Origin of the sequence: Klebsiella sp. R445, assembly GCF_051131755.1 — a bacterium.
Lineage (GTDB): Bacteria > Pseudomonadota > Gammaproteobacteria > Enterobacterales > Enterobacteriaceae > Klebsiella > Klebsiella lignicola.
On record NZ_CP180446.1, the window covers coordinates 1,776,215 to 1,801,532 of the forward strand.

Consider the following 25,318-nt stretch of genomic DNA (forward strand, 5'->3'; position numbering starts at 1 on the left):
CGTCAGCTCCTCTTAATACGCGGGTCGAGGCTGGTTTGCAGCATATCCACCAACAGGTTGAGCACCACGAAGAACAGCGCCAGCACCCAGATGGTGCCCTGCAACAGCGGCAGGTCGCGCTGGAAAATGGCGGTATTGAGCAGCAGGCCGGTGCCGGGCCAGGAGAAGACCGTTTCCACCAGAATCGAGCCGCCCATCAGATAGCCCACCTGCAACCCCATTACCGCCAACGCGGTTGGTGCGGCATTTTTCACCACGTGCAGGAAGATCCGCGACTCGTTAAGCCCGCGGGCGCGCAGGCCGACGATAAACTCCTGGCTGAGAATGTCCGCCACCTGCGAACGCACGGTGCGGGCAATAATCCCGGTGGGGATCACCGACAGCGTGATCGCCGGCAGCAACATAAACTGCAGGTGCTCCCAGTTCCACTGCCAGCCCACTTCGCCAATCGGCCCGCCGCCGGTCGCCGGAAGCAGCGCGAACTTAACGCTAAAGACGATGACCAGCAGCATCCCCAGCCAGTAGTGCGGCACGCTGACGCCAAACACCGACAGCACCGAAGCCAGACGGTCAATAATGCTGTTCCGGAAGTAACCGGCGACAAAGCCAAACAAGCTGCCCAGCACAAAGCCGATCACTGTCGCCAGCAGCGCCAGGCGCAGCGAGTAGCCGACGGCGGTCATCACTTCGCCGATCACCGGCCTTCCGGTCGCCACCGACATCCCCAGGTCGCCGTGCAGCGCCCGCCACAGCCAGTGGACAAACTGCAGCGGCAGCGGTTTATCAAAGCCGTAGGCCTGCATTAAGGTCTGACGCAGGGCTTCGGACGCATCCGGCGGCATCACCGAGACCAGCGGATCCCCCGGCGCTATCTGCACCAGCATAAAACAGATCACCGCCACCCCAAGCATGGTGGGAATGGCCAGCAGGATGCGATATAGCAGCGTATTGATCATCGGTAGCTCCCGTTACGATTACTCTTTCTTGCTCACCAGACTGAGGTCGATAAACCAGCTTTGCGGCTGGACTACGCCGGTGACCGCCGGAGATATCGCCCGCGGCCCAACGTCGTGGGCGACGAACAGGAACGGCACCTGATCGACCAGCGCGGCGTGCAGTTCACCGGCGGCTTTGTCCATCTCCGCCGGGGTAAAGGCGTGCTTCACTGCGGTGGCCAGTTTTTCGGTTTCCGGAGTGGAGAAATAGCCCCAGTTGGTGGCGACCGGCGGGAAGGCTTTGGCGGTGGAGAAGCGGATCAGGCCAAAGTAGGGATCGTTGACCGCGGCGCTGACGTTGATCGCATCGATCCCTTTCGCCGAGGGATCTTTCGCCCCGAGACGCCAGTTGGTGAACAAGGTGTTCCACTCGTTTACTTTGATATCGACGTTAAAGAAGCAGCTTTTCAGGCTCTGCTGGATGTATTCGTTCATCGGTAGCGGCTGCATCTGCCCGGAGCCGGAGGCCGAGGTCGCCACCGTAACATGCAGCGGTTTGCTGGCGTTGAATCCGGCTTCGGTCATCAGTTTGCGGGCGGTTTCCGGGTCATATTTGATCTGGAAGGTCGGCTTGCCATGCCACGGGCTGTCGGCTTCATAAACGCCGGTGGCTTCGGTCATGTAACCGCCAAGGTAGCTTTTCAGCTCGGCGCGATTCAGGCACAGGTTGGCGGCCTTGCGCACCCGAATATCTTTCCACGGGGAGCCCTCTTCGAAGGAGAACTGCCACGGCCACAGGTGCGGCTGGGTATTGGCGTAGATTTTAAAGCCCTGGGCTTTAATCTGGTCCACCGCATCCGGGGCCGGGGCTTCGATCCAGTCAACCTGTTTAGAGAGCAGCGCCGCGGTGCGGGCGTTGGCCTCCGGCAGCGGGATCAGCACCACTTTATCCACTCTTGGGATACGATCTTTATTCCAGTAGTCGGGGTTTTTATCGAGGATCAGCTGCTGGCGGGGAACCAGTTTTTCCATTTTGAACGGACCGCTGCCTACCGCATGGGCGGCAAATTCGGTCCAGGCCAGCTTGCTGCGCGCGGCGGTATCGCCGGTGCTGGCCGGTACCGCGTCATACTGTTTCTGCCAGGCGGTGGGCGAGACGATAAACAGGTTGGTGATGTTGTACGGCAGCAGCGCATCCGGTTCCGAGGTAGTCAGCGCGACGGTGTGGTCATCAATTTTTTCCGCGCCGGTGAGGGTCGGCATGCGCGACAGCGTATTACCAATCTGGCCCGGGGCATATTGCGGTGCGGCTTTGTTCAGCACTTTATCAACGTTCCAGACGATAGCATCGGGGTTGACCTCAGTGCCATCATGAAACTTGACGCCCGGGCGCAGGGTAAAGATCCAGCGGCTCTGATTTTGCGGGTCAACGTGCCACTCCGTCGCCAGGCCGGGTACCAGGCCACTTGGCTTCTCACCTTGTGACAGATCCCACTCCACGAGAGCATCGTACAGCGGAATTCCGGTAAAGCGGTTCCCTTCAAAACCCTGATCGGGCTGACCGAGGGTCAGGGGAATATCGGCCGCGGTCATGGCGATCCGCAGCGTCGAGGCGTGGGCAGGTAACGCGGCAAGCAGCGCCAGCGCCCCGCTGACCGCGACGGCGAGACGGCATTTGCGTAAGCATAATTTTTTCATCAGCATCACATTGTCCCTGTTAAATAAATATTCGTTATTTAACAGGCAAGATGCATACCAGTTCTGATTTGCCGTGAAATAAGTGGAAAACAAGGGATAAAATAAGGATGACTTATATTATCCCAATGATTTTATTTGAAAAATAAACCTGACTTATCTTTTTGCACCGCCAGCGGGAATTCTGTTGCAGAATTGCACCAGCCGATTTTCCGACACCCGATATCATCACGGTGCGTGACTTTATATAAAATAAATTCATAATTTTTATCCTGTTATTAATTCAGGACTGGATATACTGCCGGCTATTGCCGATCTTAAGGACCCGATGACCGTGCGCTTCTCTGCCCTTCTGCCGTTACTGCTAGTCTCTCTGCCCGCCGTTGCCAGCGGGAAATGCACCCTCACCGACCCCGCGCTGACGCTACAAAGCTATACCGTTAATCCGCAACGCGAGCGCATCGTGATGTACTGGAAAAAAGCGGATGGCGAGGCCTTTGGCTCACTGCGCGCGTTGCTGGCGGATAGCCCTCAGGCCGATCGTATCCAGATGGCGATGAACGGCGGTATTTACGATAAGGCCTACGCGCCGCTGGGGCTGTATATCGAAAAAGGGGTGCAGAAGGTTCCGCTGAACCGCGCCTCCGGCGGCGGTAACTTTTTTATCCGTCCCGGCGGGGTGTTTTATCTTCAGGGGCAAAAAGCGGGGATCGCCAGCCTCGATAAATTTAACCCCTCTCCTGCCATTAGCTACGCCGTGCAGTCCGGCCCGATGTTAATAGAAAACGGCAAGATCAACTGGCGGCTGAAGCCTTCCGCCAGTTCCCGCAAGCTGCGCAACGGCGTCGGAATTAACCGCAAGGGCGAAGTGGTGTTTATGCTGAGCGAGCGCGAAACCAATTTCTATGATTTCGCCTGCTATGCGCAGTCAACCCTCAACGTGCGCCAGATGCTCTATCTCGACGGCACCATCTCAAAGATGTACCAGAAAGGCGGCAGCATCCCGTGGCAGTACCACCCGTTCGTCACCCTGATCGCGGTAGAACGCAAATAACCGAAACGCCCTATCGCCAGACCGTAGTCCGGCCCAACGCAGTGCAGTTAACGGTCAGCAAAACTGGCGCATAAAAAAGCGGGCCCATGCGCCCGCCTCTGATTTCTGACGAACCCCACGTTTTTCATGGGGTTCTGCTTTTGTCGCGACCGGACACTCTCGTGACGCGGACTACATCCGCCGATGGCCCCACTCGCGCAGGCGCTGGAACAGCACGAACAGCGACGGGATAAACACGATGCCAATCACCGTTGCCACCAGCATGCCGCTGAAAACGGTGGTGCCGATAATGCGTCGGCTCTGGGCCCCGGCGCCGGAGGCGAGCATCATCGGGACAATCCCGATGATAAACGAAACCGCCGTCATCAACACCGCGCGAAAACGCCGGGTGGCCCCTTCGCGGGCGGCGTCGACCACCGACATCCCCTCCTCTCGCCTGGCCCGCGCAAACTCAACGATCAGAATCGCATTTTTGGCGGCAAGGGCGATGAGCAATATCAGCCCTATCTGCACGTATACATCGTTGGCGTACCCTGCCAGCCACAACCACAGCAGCGCCCCGCCGATGGCAAACAGCACCGACAGCATTACGCTGGCCGGCAGCGTCCAGCTCTCATACTGCGCAACGAGGAACAGCCACGCCATCGCCACCGCCGCCAGCACGATCCACACCGCCTGGTTCCCGGTTTGCTGCTCCTGCCACGAGATCCCGCTCCACGCGTAGTCATACCCCTGAGGCAGATGGGCCTGTAAAATCTGCTCCATCGCGTTCATCGCCGTGCGGCTGCTGACGCCCTCGCTCGCCGAACCGCTGACGGATACCGACGGGAACTGGTTATATTGCTGGATAAACGGCGCGCCCACGGTCGGCGTGATCGTCACCAGATTGCTCAGTCGAATACGCTCGCCGCTGTTGCTGCGCACAAACAGCTCGCCGATCTGCGACGCGCGCTCGCGCCACTGCATCTCGTTTTGTATCACCACATGGTACACCCGGTTGTTAATACTGAAATCGCCGACGCGGGTACCGCCAAACGCCGTTTGCAGGCTGTTGAAGACCCGCGATACCGGCACATCCAGCCGCGCCGCCTGGTCGCGGTCGACGTTGAGCATCAACTGCGGCACGTTGCTGCTCCAGGTGGTGAACACCCGGTTCAGCTGCGGGTGCTGGTTCGCTTTCTGCAGCACCTGACGGGTCACCTGCTCCAGCTCCGCCGGAGACTGCCCGTCCTGGGCCAGAATACGTAAATTAAAGCCGGATGCGGTCCCCAGCCCCGGCAGCGTCGGCGGCGCAAAGGTCATGATCGTCGCTTCCGGCAGCCCCAGCAGCTGGCCCTGCAGCTTGTCCATCACCGTCTCCAGCGGCGGCCGCCGATCCCACGCTTTCAGCATCACCGAAATAAACCCGCCATTAGACGCGCTGGTGCCGTTAAGGATATTAAAGCCCGAAACCTGAATCACATCCTCGACCGCCGGGTTCGCCAGCAACAGCTCGCGCGCCTGGGTCATCACCGCTTCCGTGCGCTCCAGCGACGCGGCTTCCGGCAACTGCACGCTGGCGAAGAAGTAACCCTGATCCTCTTGCGGCAAAAATCCCTTCGGCATATGCATAAAGCTGAACACCACCACCGCGGCAGCTGATGCCGTCGCCATCAGCGCCAGCCACGGACGACGATTCATTCGCCCGATCAGCGCGCCATAACCATCGCGAACCTTATCAAGACCACGATTAAACCCGCGCCAGAACGCCGCCGGCTGAGCGGGTCGCGGGCGCAACAGCAGCGCACACAGCGCCGGCGTCAGGGTCAACGCCACCACGCTCGATACCGTTACCGCCGTCGACAGGGTGACGGCAAATTGCCGGTACAGTTCGCCGACAATGCCCGGCAGCAGCGCCACCGGCACAAACACCGCCAGCAGAACCAGGGTGGTGGCAATCACCGGCCCGGCGATCTGCCGCAGCGCCTGCGCCGTCGCTTCCTGACGGCCAAGCCCTTCCGCCATCTTCGTCTCTACGCTTTCGACCACCACAATGGCGTCATCCACCACCATGGTCAGAGCCAGAATAATGGCGAATAAGCTCAGAGTATTAGCGCTGTAGCCCAGCAGATAAAGCACGGCAAAACTGCCAATCAGCGACACCGGGATCGCCAGGGTGACGATCAGTGTGGCCCGCCAGCTCTGCAGGAACAGCGAGACCACCACCACGACCGCCATCAGGGTCAGGACCAGCGAGACGCCGATCTCTTTGATCGTCGCCGCCACAAAGCGGGTGGTATCGAACTTCACCTCCCAGGTCATATCGGCCGGGAAACGGCTGTGCAGGCGGGTCAGCTCGGCGCGGACCGCCGCCGCCACCTGCAGGGCGTTCGCCGTCGGCGTCGGGTAGATGCCAAGATAGGCAGAGTCTTTGCCGTTCAGCTGCGCCCCGGAGCTGTAGCTGCGCGCCCCCAGTTCGATGGTCGCCACGTCGCTAAGGCGCACCAGCTGTCCCAGTTCACCGCTGCGGATAATAATCTGGCTAAAGCTTTGCGCATCGTTCAGTCGCCCGATGCCGTTGATGGTCAGCGTTTGTTGCTGACCGTTGAACACCGGCGGCGTCCCGACCTGGCCGGCGGCCCCCTGCACGTTCTGCTCACGCAGCACCTGGGCGATATCATCGGTAGTCACGTTGAGGGCGTTCATGCGGTCCGGCCGCAGCCAGATCCGCATGCTGTAGTCGCGGGCGCCGAACATCTGCACTTCGCCGACGCCGGGCAGACGGGCCAGCGCTTCCCGCACCTGAGTGCTGGCATAGTTGCTGACGAACAGCGGCGATAGCGTTTCCAGCGGTGAATAGAGACTGACGCCCATCAGCAGGTTACTCGCCCGCTTACGCACCTGCACCCCGTTCTGCTGCGCTTCGGCAGGCAGCTGTGCCAGCGCCTGGGAGACGCGGTTTTGCACGTCAATGGCCGCCAGATCGGCATCGGTACCGGCCGCAAAGGTCAGGCTCAGGCTGTAGTTACCCTCATCGGAACTGGTGGATTCCATATACAGCATATGGTCCACGCCGTTGAGCTGGGTTTCCAGCGGCGTGGCGATAGCCTCCGCCACATCCGCCGCGCTGGCGCCAGGCCAGCTGGCGCTAACATTCACCACCGGCGGCGTAATTTGCGGATATTGCTCAACCGGAATCACCTTCAGCGCCACCGCACCAACAAACGTCATCAGCAGCGCGATCACCATCGCAAAACGAGGACGGCGGATAAAAAACGTTAGCATCCTTTCACCTTCCCTAATTCAATAGCTTAACGTTGGCGCCGTCACGCAGGCGCTGAGCGCCTTCCGTCACCACCCGCTCGCCGGCATTCAACCCGTTAGTAACGACAAACTGCTGTCCCTGCTGTCCGTCGAGCGTTAACCGACGCTGGGCGACTGTGCCGTTATCCACCACCACCCAGCTAAAGAACCCCTGAGCATCCTGCTGGACGGCCGCCACCGGCACCATCAAACTCTCCTGCGGCTGACGCGGGCTGAAAATCACCGACACGCTGCCGCCCGGCAGCAGGCGATGTTGCGGATTTGCGAATTCCGCCCGCAGCACCACGCTGGCGGTACGGCTGTCGATCCGGTTATCAACGGAGGTCAGCACTCCCTCCTCACGCGTCCCCTCGGGAGCGATCTGCGCGACCCACGCCTGCTTCATCGCGCTGATATCGGCGTGCTGCCCGGCCTTGCTGTAAAACGCAGCCTCATCCAGGGCGAAAGAGACGCGAACCGGGTCAAGCTGCACGATATCGACCAGCGTGCCGCTGCCCGGTCCCACCAGGCTGCCAACGTGAAAGCGGCTGTGGCCGATGCGCCCGCTCACCGGGGAGTCGATTCGGGTGTAATCGAGGGTGATTTGCTGCGTCGTCACGCGGGCTTTGGCCTGCTCAACGGCGGCAGCGGCAACATCGCGCTGCATCCGGGCGTTATCGACATCGTTACGGCTAATGGAGTGGTTATTTTTCAGTTGCTGATAGCGGCCTAGCAGCTGCTGGGCCTGACGTAATGACGCCTGGGCGCTTTTCAGCTCGGCGTTGGCCAGCGCCAGCGCGGCGCGCGGCTGGGCGTCATCAAGGGTAAACAACCGGTCGCCCTGTTTGACATACTGCCCGTCCTGGAAGTGGCGCTGCACAATACAGCCTTCGGTACGCGCGCGAATGTCCACGTCATGAATGGCTTCGATACGGCCGGGGATCTGGTGCTCAGCCGCATATGACTGGCGTTCGACAGCGGTCACGCGGACCGGGGTTGCGGGGGCTGCGGCCGCCGTTAAGGCGTAACCGGCCAGGCCAACGGTCACCAGGACCAGGCGCATGATGTTTCTCATTGCGATTCCTTGCGGATGGTGCAGCGCCCTCCCCGGATGGCGAGGGCGCTGGCATGTCAGACGGTTTTACGTAACGGGCGGGTCAGGCGCTTCTCAACTTCCACCACCAGGAACATCCCCAGGCCAATGACCAGGGTGATCAGCCAGTAGCGCAGCGGCAGCGACTCGGTGCCAAACATCGTCTGCATAAACGGCAGGTAGATAATCGCCAGCTGCAGGAGCAGCAGCACGCCGCTGACCATCCAGATCCCTTTGTTGCGCAGGAGGCCAACATTCAGCGAGAAGCTGTCGCTGCTGCGGCAGTTAATCATGTACAGCCACTGGGCGGTGACCAGCATCTGCAGCAGCACGGTACGGATAAACTCCGGGCTATGGCCGCGCGGCGCAATCCAGGCCTCAAGAATAAAGGCGGCAACGGCAATCATGGTGCCGACGAAGGCCACGCGCCAGACGGCGAAGGCATCCATCACGTGCTGACCGGTTTTACGCGGCGGGCGACGCATCACGTTGCGCTCCGCGGCTTCAAAGGCCAGGCCGAAGGAGAGCGTGGCGGAGGTCGCCATGTTCATCCACAAAATCAATACCGGCGTCAGCGGAATGATGTTCCCCGCCAGCAGGGCAATGATAATCAGCAGCCCCTGCGCCAGGTTGGTGGGCATGATAAACAGGATCGTTTTCTTCAGGTTGTCGTAGACCCGACGCCCCTCTTTGACCGAACTGGCGATGGTGGCGAAGTTATCGTCCGTCAACACCATGTCGGCGGCCTCTTTGGTCACTTCGGTCCCTTTGATGCCCATCGCGATACCGACGTCGGCCTGGCGCAGCGCCGGGGCATCGTTGACGCCATCACCGGTCATCCCGACCACTTCGCCGCTCTCCTGCAGCGCTTTCACCAACCGCAGTTTATGCTCCGGGCTGGTGCGGGCAAAAATGTCGTACGCCACCGCCGCTTTTGCCAGCTCGCTGTCATCCATATGCTCCAGCTGATAGCCGGTCATCGCCTGGCTGCTGTTGGTGATCCCCAGCATCTGGCCAATGCTCATCGCCGTCTGCGGGTGATCGCCGGTGATCATTTTCACGCGGATCCCGGCGGTCTGGCAGGCGTGGATAGCATCAATGGCCTCCGGGCGCGGCGGATCCATCATCCCGGCAATACCGAGGAATACCAGCCCCTCGCGCAGGTCGTCATGGGTAAGCGTGGTGCTGCCAGCGACTGCCGGTTTGCACGCGGCAGCAACCATGCGCAGCCCCTGGCTGGCGAAACGAGAAATCTCATTCTCCCAGTACTGCAGCTCGAACGGGGCGACACCCTGCCTGGTCATCTGCTGGCGGCACATCGCAAAGATAACGTCCGGCGCGCCGGTGATTAACACCCGCTCTTCCTGGTCGATTTTCTGGTGCGTCGCCATGTACTTGTACTGTGAGTCGAACGGAATTTTCGCCACCAGCTGCGTCGCCACCGCCGGCAGTTTTGCCTTCGCCGCCAGTACTTTTAATGCCCCTTCGGTAGGCCCACCGGTGATCCCCCACATGCCGCGCGCATCCTGCATCAGCTGGCTGTCGTTGCACAGGTCGATGGTGCGCAGATAGGTATCCAGTACGCTACCCGCTTTAATCTGCACCGGCTCGTCGCTGCCCTCGAGATAGATATTGCCCTGCGGCTCGTAGCTGTTCCCTTCCACGCGATAGCAGCAGTCGGCGGTGATAATCGCTTTCACCGTCATTTCGTTCATCGTCAGGGTGCCGGTTTTATCCGAGCAGACCACGGTCATCGCCCCCAGGGTTTCGACCGTCGGCAGCTTACGGATAATGGCGTGTTTACGCGCCATCGCCTGAACGCCCAGCGAGAGGATAATGGAGATAATGGCCGGCAGCCCTTCCGGTACGGCGGCCACCGCGAGGCTAATCAGCGACAGCAGCAGCTCGCCCATCGGGATATCGCGCAGCGCCAGGCTGAAGACAAACAGGGCGGCCATCATCGCGAGAATAATGACGAAAATCGCTTTACCCAGCTTATCCATCTGCACCAGCAGCGGCGTGCGGTGCTTCTCGATCCCCGCCATCATCTGGTTGATGTGCCCAAGCTCGGTATCTGACCCGGTCTCGGTCACGACCCCCACGCCACCGCCGGCGCTGATGGTAGTGCCAGAAAAGAGCATGTTGGTACGGTCGCCGAGCGGCAGCTCCCCTTGCAGCGCGGCGGTGATTTTATCCACCACCGTCGATTCGCCGGTGAGGATCGCTTCTTCCACCCGCAGGTTATGGGTTTCGATAAGACGCATATCCGCCGGCACGCGGTCGCCCGCCCGCAGAATGACGATATCGCCCGGCACCAGCTCGCGAGTCGGCAGGGTTTCGTGCTTGCCGTTACGCTGCACCCGCGCGTTGCTCGACAGCATGTTGCGAATGCCCTGCAGCGATTTTTCGGCGTTGCTCTCCTGAACGTGGCCAATCAGCGCATTGATCACCGTGACCCCGAGGATCACCAGGGTATCTACCCAGTGCCCCATCGCGGCCGTGAGCACGGCGGCGGCCAGCAGGACAAAGATCAGGACGTCGTTAAAGTGGGCGAGGAAACGCAGCCAGGCCGGCTTGCTTTTCTTTTCAGGTAAGGCGTTAGGGCCAAAAGATTTCAGGCGCTCAGCCGCGTCGGCGCCAGACAGGCCCTCAGCGCGGCTTTTTGTCTGGATCAGCACCTCGTCAACGCTCTGCTGGTACGCCTGCCGAGGCGTACCATCACCGGCGGGTGTTGTATTATTAGAGTCCATCATTTTGGTCAAAATAAGTTTTCCTTTTAAATTCCGTCATTCGGAAAGCCTGAAATCATTTCTGGCCAATGAATAAATACATCGGAAGCGGACACGAACAAACGTGATTTAGTGCAATATTTAAACTCACGCAAAATTAAAAAACTATGATAAGTTAATTCTTCATAGCAAATATCGCAGAGTAATACTAAACCCTAGTCAAACGAGGTTAATATGTTTGGAATCTACCGCGGACGCCGCCTGGTACTGTACATCCTGCTAGCCATCATTATTGCTACCCTGGTGGGATATAGTACCTATACTTTTGTAAAACTGATGACCGGATAATGACGTTAACTGACATTTCAATGCTATTAATTTAATTACAAATAACACTCAAGTTATTAACGAAGGGGTGAGAATAAATAATATAAGAGCTACAACGAATGACGTTAAATAATAACGAGGGAAAGTATATTGCGTTAACCGTTTTTTTCCCGGACAATATGTTTTTTAACTGATGATTAACAAAACAATGAAGCATCCGCTCGAAACGCTACTGTCTGCCGCCGGTATTTTATTGCTGGCCCTGCTCTCATGTTTACTGCTGCCAGCCCCCTCACTCGGGCTGACGCTGGCGCAAAAGCTGGTCGATACCTTCCATCTGATGGATCTCAACCAGTTTTATACCCTGCTTTTTTGCCTGTGGTTCCTGGTGCTGGGTACGATCGAGTATGTGGTGTTACGTTGGATCTGGCGTCGCTGGTTTTCTCTGGATCGCTAGGCCGGTAAAATCACGCATCCCGGCCACCAGCGCTTCGCACCAGGCCGCATAGTCATGGCCACTGGATGACGGATGGAAGCTGACCCGATAGCCTTTTTCACGCAGTGCCTGCTCAAACGCGAGGGTATGACTGAAGACCCCGCCGTCAGGCCCTGAGGTCTCAAACCGCCCTGCCTGCAGCCAGAAGCGCACCGGGTAGCGCGGCGACTGCTGATACTGCCGGGTTAACCAGCAGGCCTCTTCATCTTTTGGTGCCCACCAGTAAGACCCCGACAGGCTCAGGACATTGGCAAACTGGCGCGGATAGCGCAGCGCCACCCACGACGCCGCCAGCCCGCCGTAGCTGGAGCCAGCCACCACGGTTTTTTGCCGCATCAGGTTCAGCCCCTGCTGACGTAGCCAGGGCAGCAGTTCATGGGCCATAAAGTCGGCAAAGAAGGGATTCGGCTGCAGCTCCTTCATCCGTCGCGCCTGATCGAGGCTATCGATAAACACCACGTTCACCGGCGGCAGCATATGGTGGGCAATCAGATTGTCCAGCACGTTGGCAAAGCGGTATTCATCCTGATAGGTTTTGCCGTCTAGTAGCAGCAGCGTCCAGCGGGCGGGCTGCGGTAGACGTGGCCGATAGATCCGCACTTCCCGGGTGTTTTGCAGAAAATCACTGCGCAGGTGGTGGCGAGTCAGGGTGCCGTAGCGCAGCGGTTGCGCCATCCGCCGTGGAGTACAGTAGCGTGTAGGATCCAGCGCCAGCAAAGAATGGCGGCCCCAGCGATCGCTGGCATGGTTGACGGTGTGTGGATTGAGCGGATCGGCCTGAGCGCTGATCACAATCGCTCGCCGTAGTTCATCCCCTTCCCCGTCAACCCGCGGCACATCCGGCGCCAGCTGATACTGCATCAGCGTATCGGCCGGGACAACATAGCTGCGAAACCAGACGTCAGAACCGCCAAGCCGGAATAACGGGTCGTGCTCCCCCGCCGGCGATCCCAGCAGGAAGACATTGTTCTGCGCCCCGCGCCACAGGAAAGTGACCCGCTTGTGTCCCGCATCTACCGGCTCCACCATCGGCGTGCCTTCAAGCTCACGCTCCTGCCAGAAAGCCGCCGTTGCACCGCCCGCCGCCAGGGTCTGCTTCAGCGCCTGCAAACGCGGGCTGATGGGATCCTGGGTCTGGCTTTTGCTCAGCGCGGTGGTCTCTTTCATCCGCCAGCAAAAACGCCAGCTGGCCCCTTCCTGACCGTGGAAAACCAACGCCGAAGGGCGATTCACCGGCAGAGAAAACAGCAGCTGCTGTTCGCCGTCCGGCGGCCCGTCGGTCAGCAGCGTACGCAGACGTCGGTTATTTTCATCCAGCAACCGGGCGTCGGTCACACCGTAAATCGTCGCCGTCACGTAATTCTCACCCAACATCGGCAGGTCAAAACAGACCTCACCGCTGGCATCGAATTTTCCCTGTAACTCCCCCTGCAGAGAGGGGGACTCGCCGTCGATTGCCGCCGCAGGCTGTGCACTCCCTCCTACCTGCAGACCACTCCATGCCATCTTCATCGCCCGGTTTACTCTTGTCAGAATTTACCAGCAACGCTAATGCAAATGGTAATGATTTGCAATAACACATCAAGTGATGGCGAGTCCGTTGGCGCTCCACCGGTTACCCGGCGGCGGTCAGTTAGTGGGCGCTGTTGTGGTTATCTTTGCGGTAGGCACCCGGCGGCTGATGAAACGTGCGGGTGAAAATGCGGGTGAATGTCTGCTGCGAGTCAAAGCCGTATTTCAGGCAGATATCATAAACCCGCTGATCGGTGTCACGCAGGTCACGCGCCGCCATCCGCAGTTTACGTTCGCGGATATAGCGCCCCAGACTCTCCCCTTTGTACTGTAAAAAGAGACGTTGCAGATGCCATTTCGAATAACCGGAGTGGCGAGCAATATCGTCAATACGCAGCGGTTGATGCAGATTGTCATCGATCCAGCCGACAATAGTTTCAATGACTTGAGCTGAAATAGTCATCAGTTCTCTCCCCCGTTGAAGCACACTGGCAATTACTGCCACCAGCGATGAAATGATTGTGTGTTATCGGCAACCCAAACCGGCTCGCCCTGCATCGGCGTTAACAGCCGCCATGGTCGGTCTTTGCTCGCCGCAGCCAGCTTGATGTACGGGTCGTCCCAGCTGTGTTTTGCCAGCACGAAGCGCCCGGCATGCCCCGGTAATACCGCGCGGGCGCGCAGATCGTCGGCGGCCTGCGCCGTTTCGTCAGGCATCATATGAATGTATTTCCAGTCCAGGTCGTACTGACCGTTCTCCAGAATCGCCAGATCCACGGCGCCAAACTGTTCACCGATGGCTTTAAAGTGCGGGCCGTAGCCGCTGTCGCCGCTGTAGTAAATCTTCTGCTGCGGGGTGACGAACATAAAGCTGGCCCACAGGGTCTGATTGCGTTTCAGCCCGCGCCCGGAGAAATGACGCGCTGGCAGCACATGGACCGTCAGTTCATCACTGACCGGCACCGCTTCGTTCCAGTCAGCCTCGCTGATTTTCGCACCGTCCATGCCCCAGTAACGCAGATGCGAGCCGACGCCAAGCGGCGTCACCACGCGGTTGATTTTCGGCATCAGCGCTTTGATGGTGGCGTAGTCGAGATGATCATAGTGATCGTGGGAGATAATCAGCAGGTCGATCTCCGGCATGTTCTCTGCCTGCCAGGGATAGTCCCCGGAGAAGGCTTTATTGAGAAAGGAGAACGGCGCGGCGTAGCTGCTAAAGACCGGGTCGATCAGGATCCGTTTTCCGGCCAGTTGCAGATACCATGAAGAGTGGCCGAGCCACACCATCACATCCTGCCCTACCGGCAGGCTGGCAAGATCGGTCTTCACCAGCGGCAGCGGCTGTGCCGGGCGCGCATTTTCACGTTTAACGACCAGAAATTCCCACCACGCGGCCAGCATATTTTTCTGTCCGGTAAAGCCTGGCGTGGGCAGCTGATTATGGAACTGGTTGTCACGATAGTTCGGCGACTGTTCCACCAGGCTGAGCTGAGCCCCCTGCGGCGCACGACCAAACCCGGCATTTAACACAAACGGCAAAGCGGTTGCTGAGGCTAATAACATGATGGCGACCACGCTTAGAGTGACACGGTTCATAACCTGACCAGATGAAACCCTCTATCCTGAGGGTTGTGTGATAACACTTGATTATGAGTGAGTAAGCACTCATTATTAAGAAAGCAGCGAAAGTCGTCAAGACGATTTTCAAATTTTGACATACACCGTTGCAGTGCCATGTCCAGGCATGCTTAGATCGGGGTTTCATCACATGTGAGGTAAATTGTAGTGGCTCGTCCTAAGAGTGAAGATAAAAAGCAAGCGTTACTGGAGGCCGCAACCGCCGCCTTTGCCCAGTCGGGCATCGCCGCCTCAACCTCCGCCATTGCCCGCAGCGCCGGGGTGGCCGAGGGAACGCTGTTCCGCTACTTTGCCACCAAGGATGAGTTGCTCAACGAACTGTACCTCACCATCAAGAGCGGCTTAGTCCAGTCGATGATTGGCAAGCTGACGCCAAACGAAAAGCGGCCGAAAGAGAACGCCCGCAACATCTGGAACAGCTATATCGACTGGAGTATCCGTCATCCGATGGAGCACAAAGCGATCCGCCGGATGTCGCTGAGCGAGCGCATCACCGACGAAACCCGGACCCAGGTCAAAGAGATGTTTCCTGAACTCAACGAGATGTGCCAGACCTCCATCAAACCGGTTTTTCAGAGCGAAACCTTCAGCGCCTTTGGCGATGCGTTGTTCCTTTCGCTGGCGGAAACCACCATCGAATTTGTCAGCCATGACGTGAAACGGGCGCCTGAAATTATCGCCCTCGGGTTTGAAACCATGTGGCTGGCCCTCCACGTGAAAGAACAGTAATGGATAATACTTCGCTGCACGCCTGCGCCCATCGTCTGGCCCTGGCCTACCCGTTTACCGAGCACTGCTGGCCGTTTGGCCCGGAGTACGACGTCTTTAAAGTTGGCGGGCGCATTTTTATGATCACCGTGACCCTGCGCGGTCGTGCGCTGGTCAATCTGAAAGCCGAGCCGCAAAAATCCCTGCTCAATCAACAGATTTACCGCAGCATTGAGCCGGGTTACCACATGAATAAAAAGCACTGGATCACGGTCGTGCCCGGCGAGGATATCAGCGAGGATCTGCTGGCTGAACTGGTTGATGATTCCTGGCATCAGGTGGTGAACAAGCTGGCAAAACGAGATCAGAAACGGCTGCGCCCGGAGCGATTTTCAGGCTAACACGATAAGTGTTATCGCATTTTTGTCTCTTATCATTCCCTCGCCTTCGCTGTACTCTTCTGTCACTAACCGCTCCGTCAGGGACGGGTTAACTTGAGCATGAAATAGTGAGGAAGAGTTATGGATATCATCTCCGTTGCCTTAAAGCGCCACTCCACAAAAGCCTTTGATGCCTCGAAAAAACTGACTGAGGCGGAAGCCAGCAGCCTGAAAACCCTGCTGCAATTCAGCCCGTCGAGCACCAACTCTCAGCCGTGGCACTTTATTGTCGCCAGCACCGACGAAGGGAAAGCGCGGGTCGCGAAAGCCGCCAGCGGCACCTACGTCTTCAACGAACGCAAAATCCTCGATGCCTCTCACGTGGTGGTGTTCTGTGCGAAGACCGCAATGGACGACGCCTGGCTGACCCGCGTGGTTGACCAGGAAGAGGCCGACGGCCGTTTCGCCAGCCCGGAAGCCAAAGCCGCGAACCATAAAGGCCGCGTGTTCTTTGCCGATATGCACCGCAAAGAGCTGCAGGACGACAATCACTGGATGGCGAAACAGGTTTACCTTAACGTCGGTAACTTCCTGCTCGGCGTGGCGGCCCTGGGGCTGGACGCGGTGCCGGTAGAGGGCTTCGATGCCGCAATCCTCGATGCCGAATTTGGCTTAACCGAACAAGGTTTCACCAGCGTGGTCATCGTCCCGGTGGGCCACCACAGCGTCGAAGATTTCAACGCCGCGCTGCCGAAATCGCGCCTGCCGCAGGCGACGACCATCACCGAGATTTAACCCTCTCGCGCACGCCGCTCGCCGGCGTGCCAGATTTTTTCTGCATACCGACCCAGCATCGCCAGCGACACCGCCAGGATCAGGAAGAACACCACTTTGTGCATGCTCTCCCAGAAATACTCGAAAAAGCGGGTGTAGAGATTAATGCCGAGGAACGTCAGGCCAAATCCGCGCAGCATCGCGTCCTCGGTTTTCAGACTGATGTAGATACAGATCCCCGCCGCCATGCCAAATAACAGCGCCCACGGCAGCCGCTGCGCCTGAGAAATGCTGTACCAGCGGTCGGGGTCGTGATAGCCGAAAATCGACAGGATCCACAGGGCGATAAACAGCCAGGTCAGCCCCATCGCTTTACTGACAGTCAGCAGCCGACGCTGCTGCAGCCAATGGCGTAACAGCCAGCACAGCGCCAGCATCACGCCGGAAAACAGCACAAAGCGCAGCGGGTAGCTCATGCCTAACCAGTAAGCGCCCCACCCCGACACGTAGCCGGTTTCCGCGCCAAACCAGTTACCCAGCGCCAGCAGAAAAAACAGCCACACCAGCCCGGAGCGGGCCGCGATACCAATGGCGCCATAAATGGCGCAGCCCACCAGAAACAGCGGCGCGATGTGGCCGCTGCCGTTATCCAGCCGCTCGCCGAGTTGCCAAATCGCCACCGCGGTAAAGACCACGCCGACAAACAGAATCGCCTCGGTGCTGTAGTGCCAGTGCTGCTCCTGCCGCTGGCGACGAAAGCCCCACAGGTAGCAGCCGAGCGCAATTACCGCCGGCAGCACGATGCGCGCCAGCGCCGAGTCGCGGAACATCACGGCCAGCCACGCCAGCAGTTCGTTGTCGGCAAACAGACTGCCCAGCGCAATCAACAGGCAGGCCAGCGCCGTCCAGAAGGCATAGCGGCTCAGGCGCTGCCAGTCAAAAGGCGTCACCTGCAACGAGCCCGCCAGCCGCTGGTGTTCTGCCTCGCTCAACGTCCCCGCGGCCTGCCACTCATCCAGCGCCCGGGCAATCACCCGATGTTGTTTTCTGGTTACGTTCATCTGCGTTCCCTGTGGTTTTCAGTAGAGAGCATCCTGCTTATCCAGCCATGCCAGCGCCTGTTCGCCCGACTCGTCCATCGGCAGATAAACCAGCAACCGTGCGCCATTACGCGGGGCGGAATACCAGTACATCTGCTGCAGACTGAAACGCCCAAGCTGCGGATGGTTGAAGTGTTTGACCTGATTCTCCACGCCGCGGACCTCATAACGTTGGTGCCACAGCGCTTCGAACTCGGCGGAGGCGGCGAAGAAGCGCGCCAGTTTATTTTCCCACAGCGGATCGCCCCGATGTTCGGCCATCGCTGCGCGGAAATAGGAGACAAAAGTCGGCAGCACATCGCGGTTTTCGATGCGGCGGCGCCAGGTGTCGTTGGTCAGATAGAGATAAATACAGTTGCGGTCTTCTTCGGCAAGCTGAGCGAAATCAATCCCCATCAGGCGGCAAAAGCTGTCGTTCCACGCGACGATATCGAAGTTGGGTTTCTGGATGCTCGCCGGCTGCGGCATCAGGCTGTCAATCAGCCGGCGGGTCCCCGGGCCGATGGCATCGCAGACCACGGCCGACGGCGCCTCCGGTGGCGTCAGTCCGGCCAGCACGAACAGGTGGCGGGTTTCCAGCGGGCTGCACTGCAGGGCGTTCGCCACCCCCACCAGCACCGCTTCCGACGGGTTCACCTCGCGCCCCTGCTCCAGCCAGGTGTACCAGGTGACGCCGACATCCGCCAGCATCGCCACTTCCTCACGACGCAGGCCCGGCGTGCGCCGCCGTCCGACCCGCGGCAGGCCAAGCCGCTGCGGATCCAGACTCTCGCGGCGGGCGCGCAGAAATGCCCCCAGCTGCTTACGGCTGTCATCGGGGGCGATCGACAGTGCTTCCCGTTGCGGCATTCCCGTCATATTTCCTCCAGCATGGTAGTACCAATACCAGTATAGACAGGAACTGGTACCCGTTTAATTTATCGGTAATGCTACGACCATCCGCTGAATGACGCAATGGAGCGATCCGATGAATTCGTCTGCTGTTTCACCCGGCCGTGCCGGTTTACTACTGCTGTTAACCGGTCAGATGCTGCCGCTGATCGATACCTCAATTACTAACGTGGCGCTGGATTCGATTACCCACTCCCTCGATGCCAGCGCCACCCAACTGGAACTGATTGTGGCGCTGTATGGCGTCTCGTTTGCGGTGTGCCTGGCGATGGGCAGCAAGTTGGGGGATAACTACGGCCGCCGCCGGTTGTTTATATGGGGCGTGGTGCTGTTTGGCCTCGCCTCCCTGCTGTGCGGCATGGCGGGCTCCATCGGCGAACTGCTGGCGGCCCGCACGCTGCAGGGCGCAGGGGCGGCGCTGATCGTGCCGCAGATTCTCGCCACCCTGCACGTTACCCTGAAAGGGACCGCCCATGCCCGCGCCATCAGCCTGTACGGCGGGATCGGCGGGATTGCCTTTATCGTCGGGCAGATGGGCGGCGGCTGGCTGGTATCGGCGGATATCGCCGGGCTGGGCTGGCGTAACGCCTTCTTTATTAATGTCCCAATCTGCCTGCTGGTGCTGGCATTTAGTCAGCGCTATGTGCCGGAAACCCGGCGCGAGGCCCACTCCGCCATTGACTGGCAGGGGACGTTCAGCCTGGCGCTGATCCTGTGCTGCCTGCTGTTTCCGATGGCGCTGGGCCCGGAGCTGCACTGGCCCTGGACGTTACAGCTGATGCTGCTGGCGGTGCTGCCGCTGCTGGCCTGGATGCGGATGAGCGCGCTGCGTAAACAGCAACGCGGCGAGCAGGCACTGCTGCCTCCGCGCCTGCTGAAGCTCACCAGCATCCGCTTCGGGATGGCGATAGCTCTGCTGTTCTTCAGCGCCTGGTCCGGCTTTATGTTCTGCATGGCGCTGACCATGCAGTCCGGGCTGGGGATGTCCCCGTGGCAGTCGGGCAACAGCTTTATCGCCCTTGGGGTCGCCTATTTTGTCTCGGCGCTGTACGCGCCGAAGCTGATTGCGCGCTACAGCATGGGGCGCATTCTGCTGACCGGGCTGGGGATACAGATAGCCGGCCTGTTGCTGCTGATCGCCACCGTTCAACACTTCGGCCTGCACACCGCCGCGCTGGCAATGGTGCCGTCGACCGCGCTTATCGGCTACGGCCAGGCGCTGATCGTTAATAGCTTCTATCGTATCGGGATGCGTGACATCAGCGCCTGCGATGCCGGTGCTGGCAGCGCCATTCTGAGCACCCTCCAGCAGGCTACGCTGGGGTTAGGCCCGGCGATCCTCGGCTCGCTGTTTTTAACCCTCGCCCAGCGCAGCGGCGGTAACTATCCCCAGGCGCTGATCGACTTCCTGGCCGTCGAGGTAGTGATGATGCTGATATTAGGCGCCATTGCCCTGCGATTACGCCATCATCTGAGCGTTCACCCGGTGACGGCGGCCTCGTAAACCCGGCGCATCACGTCTGATTTGCATAATATACATCCAGCGGTCATCATACCCGCTGGATGTACAGGAGACGTTATGCAGGAATTAATATCGCAAATTGCCGCATTAGGCATCAAAATCACCGCAACTACTTCACTCGTCATTATCTTCGGCATTATTTTACTGACGGCGATCGTCGTTCATTTAATTCTGCACAAAGTGGTGCTGCGCGCCTTCGAAAAACGCGCACAGGCCAGTAGCCATTTGTGGCTGCAAATCATCACTCAGAACAAACTGTTTCACCGCCTCGCCTTTACCCTGCAAGGGATTATCGTCAACGTTCAGGCAGTACTGTGGCTACAAAAAGGCAGTGAAGCTGCCGATATCGTCACCACCGCCGCCCAGCTGTGGGTGATGATCTATGCCCTGCTCTCTTTCTTTTCGCTGCTCGATGTGGTGTTCAATTTATCGCAGAAGTTCGCCACCGCTTCGCAGCTTCCGCTCAAAGGGATCTTCCAGGGGATTAAGCTGGTCAGCGCCATCATCATCGGCATTCTGGTGATTTCGCTGCTGATTGGCCAGTCGCCGGCGATTCTGATCAGTGGCCTGGGCGCCATGGCCGCGGTACTGATGCTGGTCTTTAAAGACCCGATCCTCGGCCTGGTAGCCGGGATTCAGCTCTCCGCCAACGACATGCTAAAACTCGGCGACTGGCTGGAAATGCCGAAATACGGTGCCGATGGCGCGGTAATTGATATTGGCCTGACCACCGTGAAGGTGCGTAACTGGGATAACACCATTACCACCATCCCTACCTGGTCGATGGTTTCAGACTCCTTTAAAAACTGGAGCGGTATGTCCGCCTCGGGCGGTCGACGCATTAAGCGCAGCCTGAATATCGATACCACCAGTATCCATTTCCTTGATGAACAGGAGCAGCAGCGCTTAATTCAGGCAAAACTGCTTAAGCCCTACATGGATTCGCGCCATCAGGAAATCAGCGAGTGGAATCAGCAGCACGCCGCCGACAATTCGGTGCTGAATCTACGTAAGATGACCAATATCGGTACTTTTCGCGCCTATTTGCAGGAATATCTCCGCAATCACCCGCGGCTGCGCAAAGATATGACGATGATGGTCCGCCAGCTGGCGCCGGACGCCGATGGCCTGCCAATTGAAATTTACTGCTTCACCAGTACGGTAGTGTGGGCTGAGTATGAAGAAATTCAGGCCGATATTTTCGACCACATCTTCGCCGTGGTTGACGAGTTTGGCCTGCGGATCCACCAGTCGCCGACCGGCAACGATATCCGCTCGTTAGTGGCGGTAGGCAGGGGCTAACGATCAGGTACTGGCGCGGTTAATGACGCGCCAGTCCATCATCACCCGCTCGGCAGCGGCATCAGGATTATCGATTTTCTTCAGCAGCAGCGTCACCGCCTCGCGGCCAATCTCGCGGGACGGCTGTTCAACGGTGGTCAGCTGCGGCGAGACCATCTCCGCCAGTTCAGTGCCATCAAACCCCATCACGGCAATATCTTCCGGCACCCGCAGACCGGCCTGGGCAATCGCGCGTAACGCCCCCGCCGCCAGCGAATCCGCCACCGCAAACACCGCATCCGGCAACTCTTTCGCGGCCAGCAGCGTCTCCATGGCGGCTTTACCCGCGGCGGCGCTGAGATCGCTGGCATAGGCCACCTGTTGATAGCCCATCCCCCGGACATGCAGGACGTTTTTGTACCCACGCTCGCGCAGACGGGCATAGCGGTAGCTCAGGTCGTGGTTTATCAGGGCAATGCGCTGACGCCCGCTCTCCGCCAGGCGTGAGACCGCCCCTTGCGCGGCGTCAATGTCGTTGATACCGACGCAGGAAATCGTGCCGCTATCGGCGTATTCGGCGCACTGCACCCACGGCGCCTCGCCGATCATCATCGTCAGCTCCGGCAGGCTGGCAAGGGCGTTCATGGTAATAATACCGTCAACCACTTTGCCCGACAGCAGCCTCAGCCCCGAAGTGGAACGCGCCAGATCGGAACCCGAATTACACAGCAGGATGCGGTAGCCGTGCTTTTCCGCTTCTTCTTCAATCCCCTTCACCACTTCCGCGCAGAAAGGGTTGGCGATATTCGACACCATCACCAGAATCATGTAGCTACGCGCCGTGCGCAGCTGGCGCGCCAGCAGGTTCGGCTGATAGTTGCTCTCTTTTATCGCCTGCAACACGCGTTCACGGTTCTTCGGTTTAACGGTATCACTGTTATTCAGCACCCGCGAGACGGTGGCCACCGACACCCCCGCCAGGCGAGCAATCTTCTGAATTGACATAACGGCTGCATTTCCTGCGATAAAAGTTATTGTGCGAAGGCTATCATAAATACGCCGTCGATGGAGGCGTGGCGGGAGAAATCACGATGTTCACCGCGACCTGTCACCAGCCGTTACGGGGAAAACAACAAATAATCGGGGCTATTTTCCGGGCGCGGTCAGCGCGATGATAGCGTCGTAAACCTGAGCGCCGGGGATGGTGCTGTTTTGCCGCCTGGCCTGACATAATAAATACGTTAAGGATGATGCCACCATGAAGATTAAAATCACGCTTCTCGCTATCGGCTGTTCACTCATTGCGCTCACCGGCTGTACCTCGTCTAAATCCTCACCGGAGCGTCACGCCTACTATTTCATTGCCCACCGTTCCGATTTTGTCGGCGGCAATTACGCCGTGAACCGCCAGGAGAACTATCGCCTGAATCTCCCGACCTTCACCGAAGCGTATCAGCGCGGTCAGAAGGATCGGAGCAGCGGCGTCAGCGAAAGCGCGGCCCGCAGCAACGCCGAGGCGATCAAACAGCAAATCGCCAAGGGGAGCCAGACGCAGCACGCCTTTAACGGCAACAGCAGCGATAAATGGGAACATCAGATGGAAAATAAAGACGCCGTGCTGTTCGGCAACGAACTGTCCGGCGCCTATCTGGATGGTTATCTCGGGGTGAAATAACGCCCGCTGCGCCACCCTGGTGGCGCAGCGTTTGCCTGCTATCGTGCGACGCGAACCCAGCGCTGCTGCTGGTGACTTTGCAGAATGGCATCAATGATGTACATCACATCCGCCCCCTCATAGAACGAGGCGAAGCGTCGCTGCTCTGCCTCCGGCATCTTGCCGGCACGCACCGCCTGATAAAAGCTCAGCATCATATTTTTAAAGGCATCCGGCCAGCCCTCGATATGCCCGCCGGGAAAATGGGCGCTGGCGGCGACATCGCGCTGCATCAGTCCGGGATCGTCGCTGAGCAGCTGGTTTGGCTGCGCGCGCCGCCCAATCCACAAGCGCTGCGGGACCTCCTGATCCCACGCCAGCGAGCACTGGCTGCCGTTTAATTCCACCGCCAGGCGGTTCTTGCGTCCCGCGCTGACCTGCGACACGGTAAAGCAGCCTTTACTGCCGTCCTCAAAGCGAAACAGCACCGACCCCATATCTTCGGTATCCACCTGCCGCGCTTCATACTGCTGATCTTCCCCCGGCTGGCTGAAGGTTGCCTCGCCCGAAACCGCCGCCTGGCGCGTCGGCCAGACGATGGAGAGATCCGCCATCACCTCGGTGATGCGTTTCCCGGTCATGAACTGTACCGTGTCGCACCAGTGGGAGCCGATATCCGCCACCGCCCGCGAGGCGCCGCCCAGCGCCGATTCCACCCGCCAGTTGTAGTCGGTTTGCCACAGCATCCAGTCCTGCAAATAGCTGCCGTGCGCTGAAAACAGCCGCCCGACCTGCCCGTCGCGCACCATGCTGGCGGCCTGCTGGACCATGGCAAACTGGCGGTAGACAAAGCTCACGCCGTGCACCACGCCGGCGCTTTCCGCCAGCGACACCAGCTCACGCGCCTCCTCCGGCAGCATACACAGCGGCTTTTCCGAGAACAGATGCAGCCCGGCGCGCAGCACCTGACGGTTAATCTCCGCGTGCAGATGGTTCGGCGTACAGTTATGCACCACCTGCAATCCCGGATGCGCCAGCAGCGCCTCAACCTGCCCGTAAGCGTGAGCGACATTGAGCTGCCGCGCTTTGTGCTGCGCCTGAGCCAGGTCGCTGTCACACAGCGCCACGACCTCGATATCCCCCACCCGGCGCAGCGCCTCGATATGTGCCGGGCCGATAAACCCGGTGCCAATAATGCCGACCTGAATCATCCTTGCGCCTCCTTGCCGTTGGCAAAATCATCAAACGCCCGCCCGGAGACCGGAATGATGTGGCGGCGGATAAACTCGCTGCCCTCACGCGCCCCGGCTTCAGCGTCCTTCAGACAGCATTCCCACTCCAGTACCGCCCAGCCGTCGAAGTCGTACTCGGTGAGCTTGCTGAAAATACCTTTGAAATCAATCTGCCCGTCGCCCGGCGAGCGGAAGCGCCCGGCCCGCTGCAGCCAGTTCTGGTAGCCGCCGTAAACCCCACTGCGCCCGTCGCGGCGGAACTCGGCATCTTTGACGTGAAAAGCTTTGATCCGCTCATGATAGATGTCGATGTAGGCCAGGTAGTCCATCTGCTGCAGATGTAAATGGCTGGGATCGTAGAGCATATTGCAGCGCGGATGATTATCCACCCGCTGCAGGAAGCGCTCAAAGGTCACCCCGTCGTGCAGGTCCTCACCAGGATGGATCTCGTAGCACAGATCGACCCCCTGCTCATCGAAGCTATCGAGCAGCGGCCGCCAGCGGCACGCCAGTTCATCAAAGGCCTCATCAATCAGCGTCGGGTTGTGCGGCGGCCAGGGATAAAACTGCGGCCACGCCAGCGCGCCGGAGAATGTGGCGTGGGCCTGCAAGCCTAAGCGCCCCGAGGCGATAGCCGCCTGGCGCACCTTCTCCACCGCCCACTGCTGGCGCGCCTGGGGCTGACCGCGCAGCGCCGCCGGTGCGAATGCGTCAAACGCCGCGTAATAGGCCGGATGGACCGCCACCAGTTGCCCTTCCAGATGCGTGGACAGCTCGCTGATGGTCAGGCCATGCTCCGCCAGCCGCCCGCGAATATCATCGCAGTAGGTCTGGCTCGCCGCCGCCTGCTCGACATCAAAAATCGCCGGATGATTACACGGGATCTGCAGCGCCTGATAACCCAACCCGGCGGCCCAGGCCGCGATCCCGTCCAGGGTGTTAAACGGCGCCTGCGGCCCGATAAACTGTGCCAGGAAAATCCCCGGTCCCTTGATCGTTTTCATACCACCTCCTT

Annotated in this window: 21 protein-coding genes; 8 read left to right on the top strand and 13 right to left on the bottom strand. The window is 59.2% G+C overall.

Annotated elements, in window-relative coordinates; all coding sequences use genetic code 11:
- Window positions 1–2: 2 nt before the first annotated feature.
- Both ACMYSN_RS08300 and ACMYSN_RS08305 read right to left on the bottom strand, forming a co-directional pair.
- Complete coding sequence (locus tag ACMYSN_RS08300; RefSeq protein ID WP_462497653.1) at window positions 3–956, bottom strand: ABC transporter permease; 954 nt, start codon at window positions 954–956, stop codon at window positions 3–5.
- Window positions 957–974: 18 nt separating this feature from the next.
- Entirely contained in the window at window positions 975–2,639 is a 1,665-nt protein-coding gene (locus ACMYSN_RS08305) for an ABC transporter substrate-binding protein (protein ID WP_462497654.1), read from the bottom strand.
- A 319-nt stretch (window positions 2,640–2,958) separates the two neighbouring features.
- On the opposite strand from ACMYSN_RS08305, the gene ACMYSN_RS08310 reads away from it, so the two are divergent.
- Entirely contained in the window at window positions 2,959–3,684 is a 726-nt protein-coding gene (locus ACMYSN_RS08310) for a phosphodiester glycosidase family protein (protein ID WP_462497655.1), read from the top strand.
- Window positions 3,685–3,855: 171 nt separating this feature from the next.
- On the opposite strand, the gene ACMYSN_RS08315 is transcribed toward ACMYSN_RS08310, so the two are convergent.
- From ACMYSN_RS08315 to ACMYSN_RS08325, 3 genes are read right to left on the bottom strand one after another with little or no spacing between them, the layout of a single operon-like run.
- Entirely contained in the window at window positions 3,856–6,948 is a 3,093-nt protein-coding gene (locus tag ACMYSN_RS08315; RefSeq protein ID WP_462497656.1) for an efflux RND transporter permease subunit, read from the bottom strand.
- 13 nt (window positions 6,949–6,961) lie between these two features.
- Window positions 6,962–8,041 carry an efflux RND transporter periplasmic adaptor subunit gene (locus ACMYSN_RS08320; protein WP_462497657.1) on the bottom strand — a complete coding sequence of 360 codons (1,080 nt, stop codon included), beginning with the start codon at window positions 8,039–8,041 and terminating at the stop codon, window positions 6,962–6,964.
- A 56-nt stretch (window positions 8,042–8,097) separates the two neighbouring features.
- A complete protein-coding gene (locus tag ACMYSN_RS08325) occupies window positions 8,098–10,812 on the bottom strand; it encodes a cation-transporting P-type ATPase (protein ID WP_462498226.1) in 2,715 nt (904 codons plus the stop codon).
- 511 nt (window positions 10,813–11,323) lie between these two features.
- Here ACMYSN_RS08325 and ACMYSN_RS08330 point away from each other — a divergent pair.
- On the top strand, window positions 11,324–11,572 hold the full coding sequence (locus tag ACMYSN_RS08330) for a DUF1158 domain-containing protein (protein ID WP_123756225.1): 249 nt from the start codon (window positions 11,324–11,326) through the stop codon (window positions 11,570–11,572).
- Here the strand turns inward: ACMYSN_RS08330 and ACMYSN_RS08335 are convergent.
- The 3 genes from ACMYSN_RS08335 to ACMYSN_RS08345 form a co-directional block, all read right to left on the bottom strand.
- Complete coding sequence (locus ACMYSN_RS08335; RefSeq protein WP_462497658.1) at window positions 11,531–13,123, bottom strand: alpha/beta hydrolase; 1,593 nt, start codon at window positions 13,121–13,123, stop codon at window positions 11,531–11,533. The two genes, ACMYSN_RS08330 and ACMYSN_RS08335, sit on opposite strands and share 42 nt — an antisense overlap.
- A 121-nt stretch (window positions 13,124–13,244) precedes the next feature.
- Window positions 13,245–13,586, bottom strand: coding sequence for a RamA family antibiotic efflux transcriptional regulator (locus ACMYSN_RS08340; RefSeq protein WP_123755857.1), 342 nt, complete (start codon window positions 13,584–13,586; stop codon window positions 13,245–13,247).
- Between the two features lie 32 nt (window positions 13,587–13,618).
- Window positions 13,619–14,719: an MBL fold metallo-hydrolase gene (locus ACMYSN_RS08345; RefSeq protein ID WP_462497659.1), complete on the bottom strand. Its 1,101-nt coding sequence runs from the start codon at window positions 14,717–14,719 to the stop codon at window positions 13,619–13,621.
- A 189-nt stretch (window positions 14,720–14,908) separates the two neighbouring features.
- On the opposite strand from ACMYSN_RS08345, the gene ACMYSN_RS08350 reads away from it, so the two are divergent.
- The 3 genes from ACMYSN_RS08350 to nfsB all read left to right on the top strand — a co-directional run bounded on the left by ACMYSN_RS08350 (window position 14,909) and on the right by nfsB (window position 16,644).
- Complete coding sequence (locus ACMYSN_RS08350; RefSeq protein WP_462497660.1) at window positions 14,909–15,490, top strand: TetR/AcrR family transcriptional regulator; 582 nt, start codon at window positions 14,909–14,911, stop codon at window positions 15,488–15,490.
- Window positions 15,490–15,870: an MmcQ/YjbR family DNA-binding protein gene (locus ACMYSN_RS08355; RefSeq protein ID WP_123755854.1), complete on the top strand. Its 381-nt coding sequence runs from the start codon at window positions 15,490–15,492 to the stop codon at window positions 15,868–15,870. The genes ACMYSN_RS08350 and ACMYSN_RS08355 overlap by 1 nt, the downstream gene beginning before the upstream one ends.
- Before the next feature lie 120 nt (window positions 15,871–15,990).
- On the top strand, window positions 15,991–16,644 hold the full coding sequence (nfsB, locus tag ACMYSN_RS08360; RefSeq protein ID WP_462497661.1) for an NAD(P)H-dependent oxidoreductase: 654 nt from the start codon (window positions 15,991–15,993) through the stop codon (window positions 16,642–16,644).
- On the opposite strand, the gene ACMYSN_RS08365 is transcribed toward nfsB, so the two are convergent.
- Together ACMYSN_RS08365 and ACMYSN_RS08370 are read right to left on the bottom strand one after the other, a co-directional pair.
- Window positions 16,641–17,684, bottom strand: a complete 1,044-nt coding sequence (locus ACMYSN_RS08365) for a DUF2157 domain-containing protein (RefSeq protein WP_462497662.1) — start codon at window positions 17,682–17,684, stop codon at window positions 16,641–16,643. The two genes, nfsB and ACMYSN_RS08365, sit on opposite strands and share 4 nt — an antisense overlap.
- Before the next feature lie 18 nt (window positions 17,685–17,702).
- On the bottom strand, window positions 17,703–18,581 hold the full coding sequence (locus ACMYSN_RS08370) for a helix-turn-helix transcriptional regulator (RefSeq protein ID WP_462497663.1): 879 nt from the start codon (window positions 18,579–18,581) through the stop codon (window positions 17,703–17,705).
- Between the two features lie 109 nt (window positions 18,582–18,690).
- Here ACMYSN_RS08370 and ACMYSN_RS08375 point away from each other — a divergent pair, with 109 nt between their 5' ends.
- Together ACMYSN_RS08375 and ACMYSN_RS08380 are read left to right on the top strand one after the other, a co-directional pair.
- Complete coding sequence (locus tag ACMYSN_RS08375; RefSeq protein ID WP_462497664.1) at window positions 18,691–20,118, top strand: MFS transporter; 1,428 nt, start codon at window positions 18,691–18,693, stop codon at window positions 20,116–20,118.
- Between the two features lie 75 nt (window positions 20,119–20,193).
- Window positions 20,194–21,438 carry a mechanosensitive ion channel family protein gene (locus ACMYSN_RS08380; RefSeq protein ID WP_462497665.1) on the top strand — a complete coding sequence of 415 codons (1,245 nt, stop codon included), beginning with the start codon at window positions 20,194–20,196 and terminating at the stop codon, window positions 21,436–21,438.
- Window positions 21,439–21,441: 3 nt separating this feature from the next.
- Here ACMYSN_RS08380 and ACMYSN_RS08385 read toward each other — a convergent pair whose 3' ends face one another.
- Entirely contained in the window at window positions 21,442–22,422 is a 981-nt protein-coding gene (locus ACMYSN_RS08385) for a LacI family DNA-binding transcriptional regulator (RefSeq protein WP_462497666.1), read from the bottom strand.
- Window positions 22,423–22,675: 253 nt separating this feature from the next.
- Between ACMYSN_RS08385 and ACMYSN_RS08390 the strand changes: the two genes are divergently transcribed.
- Window positions 22,676–23,092, top strand: a complete 417-nt coding sequence (locus ACMYSN_RS08390; RefSeq protein ID WP_462497667.1) for an Exc2 family lipoprotein — start codon at window positions 22,676–22,678, stop codon at window positions 23,090–23,092.
- Window positions 23,093–23,130: 38 nt separating this feature from the next.
- Here the strand turns inward: ACMYSN_RS08390 and ACMYSN_RS08395 are convergent, their stop codons facing one another.
- Window positions 23,131–24,282 carry a Gfo/Idh/MocA family protein gene (locus tag ACMYSN_RS08395; RefSeq protein WP_462497668.1) on the bottom strand — a complete coding sequence of 384 codons (1,152 nt, stop codon included), beginning with the start codon at window positions 24,280–24,282 and terminating at the stop codon, window positions 23,131–23,133.
- Window positions 24,279–25,307 carry a sugar phosphate isomerase/epimerase family protein gene (locus ACMYSN_RS08400; protein WP_462497669.1) on the bottom strand — a complete coding sequence of 343 codons (1,029 nt, stop codon included), beginning with the start codon at window positions 25,305–25,307 and terminating at the stop codon, window positions 24,279–24,281. The genes ACMYSN_RS08395 and ACMYSN_RS08400 overlap by 4 nt, the downstream gene beginning before the upstream one ends.
- Window positions 25,308–25,318 lie beyond the last annotated feature (11 nt).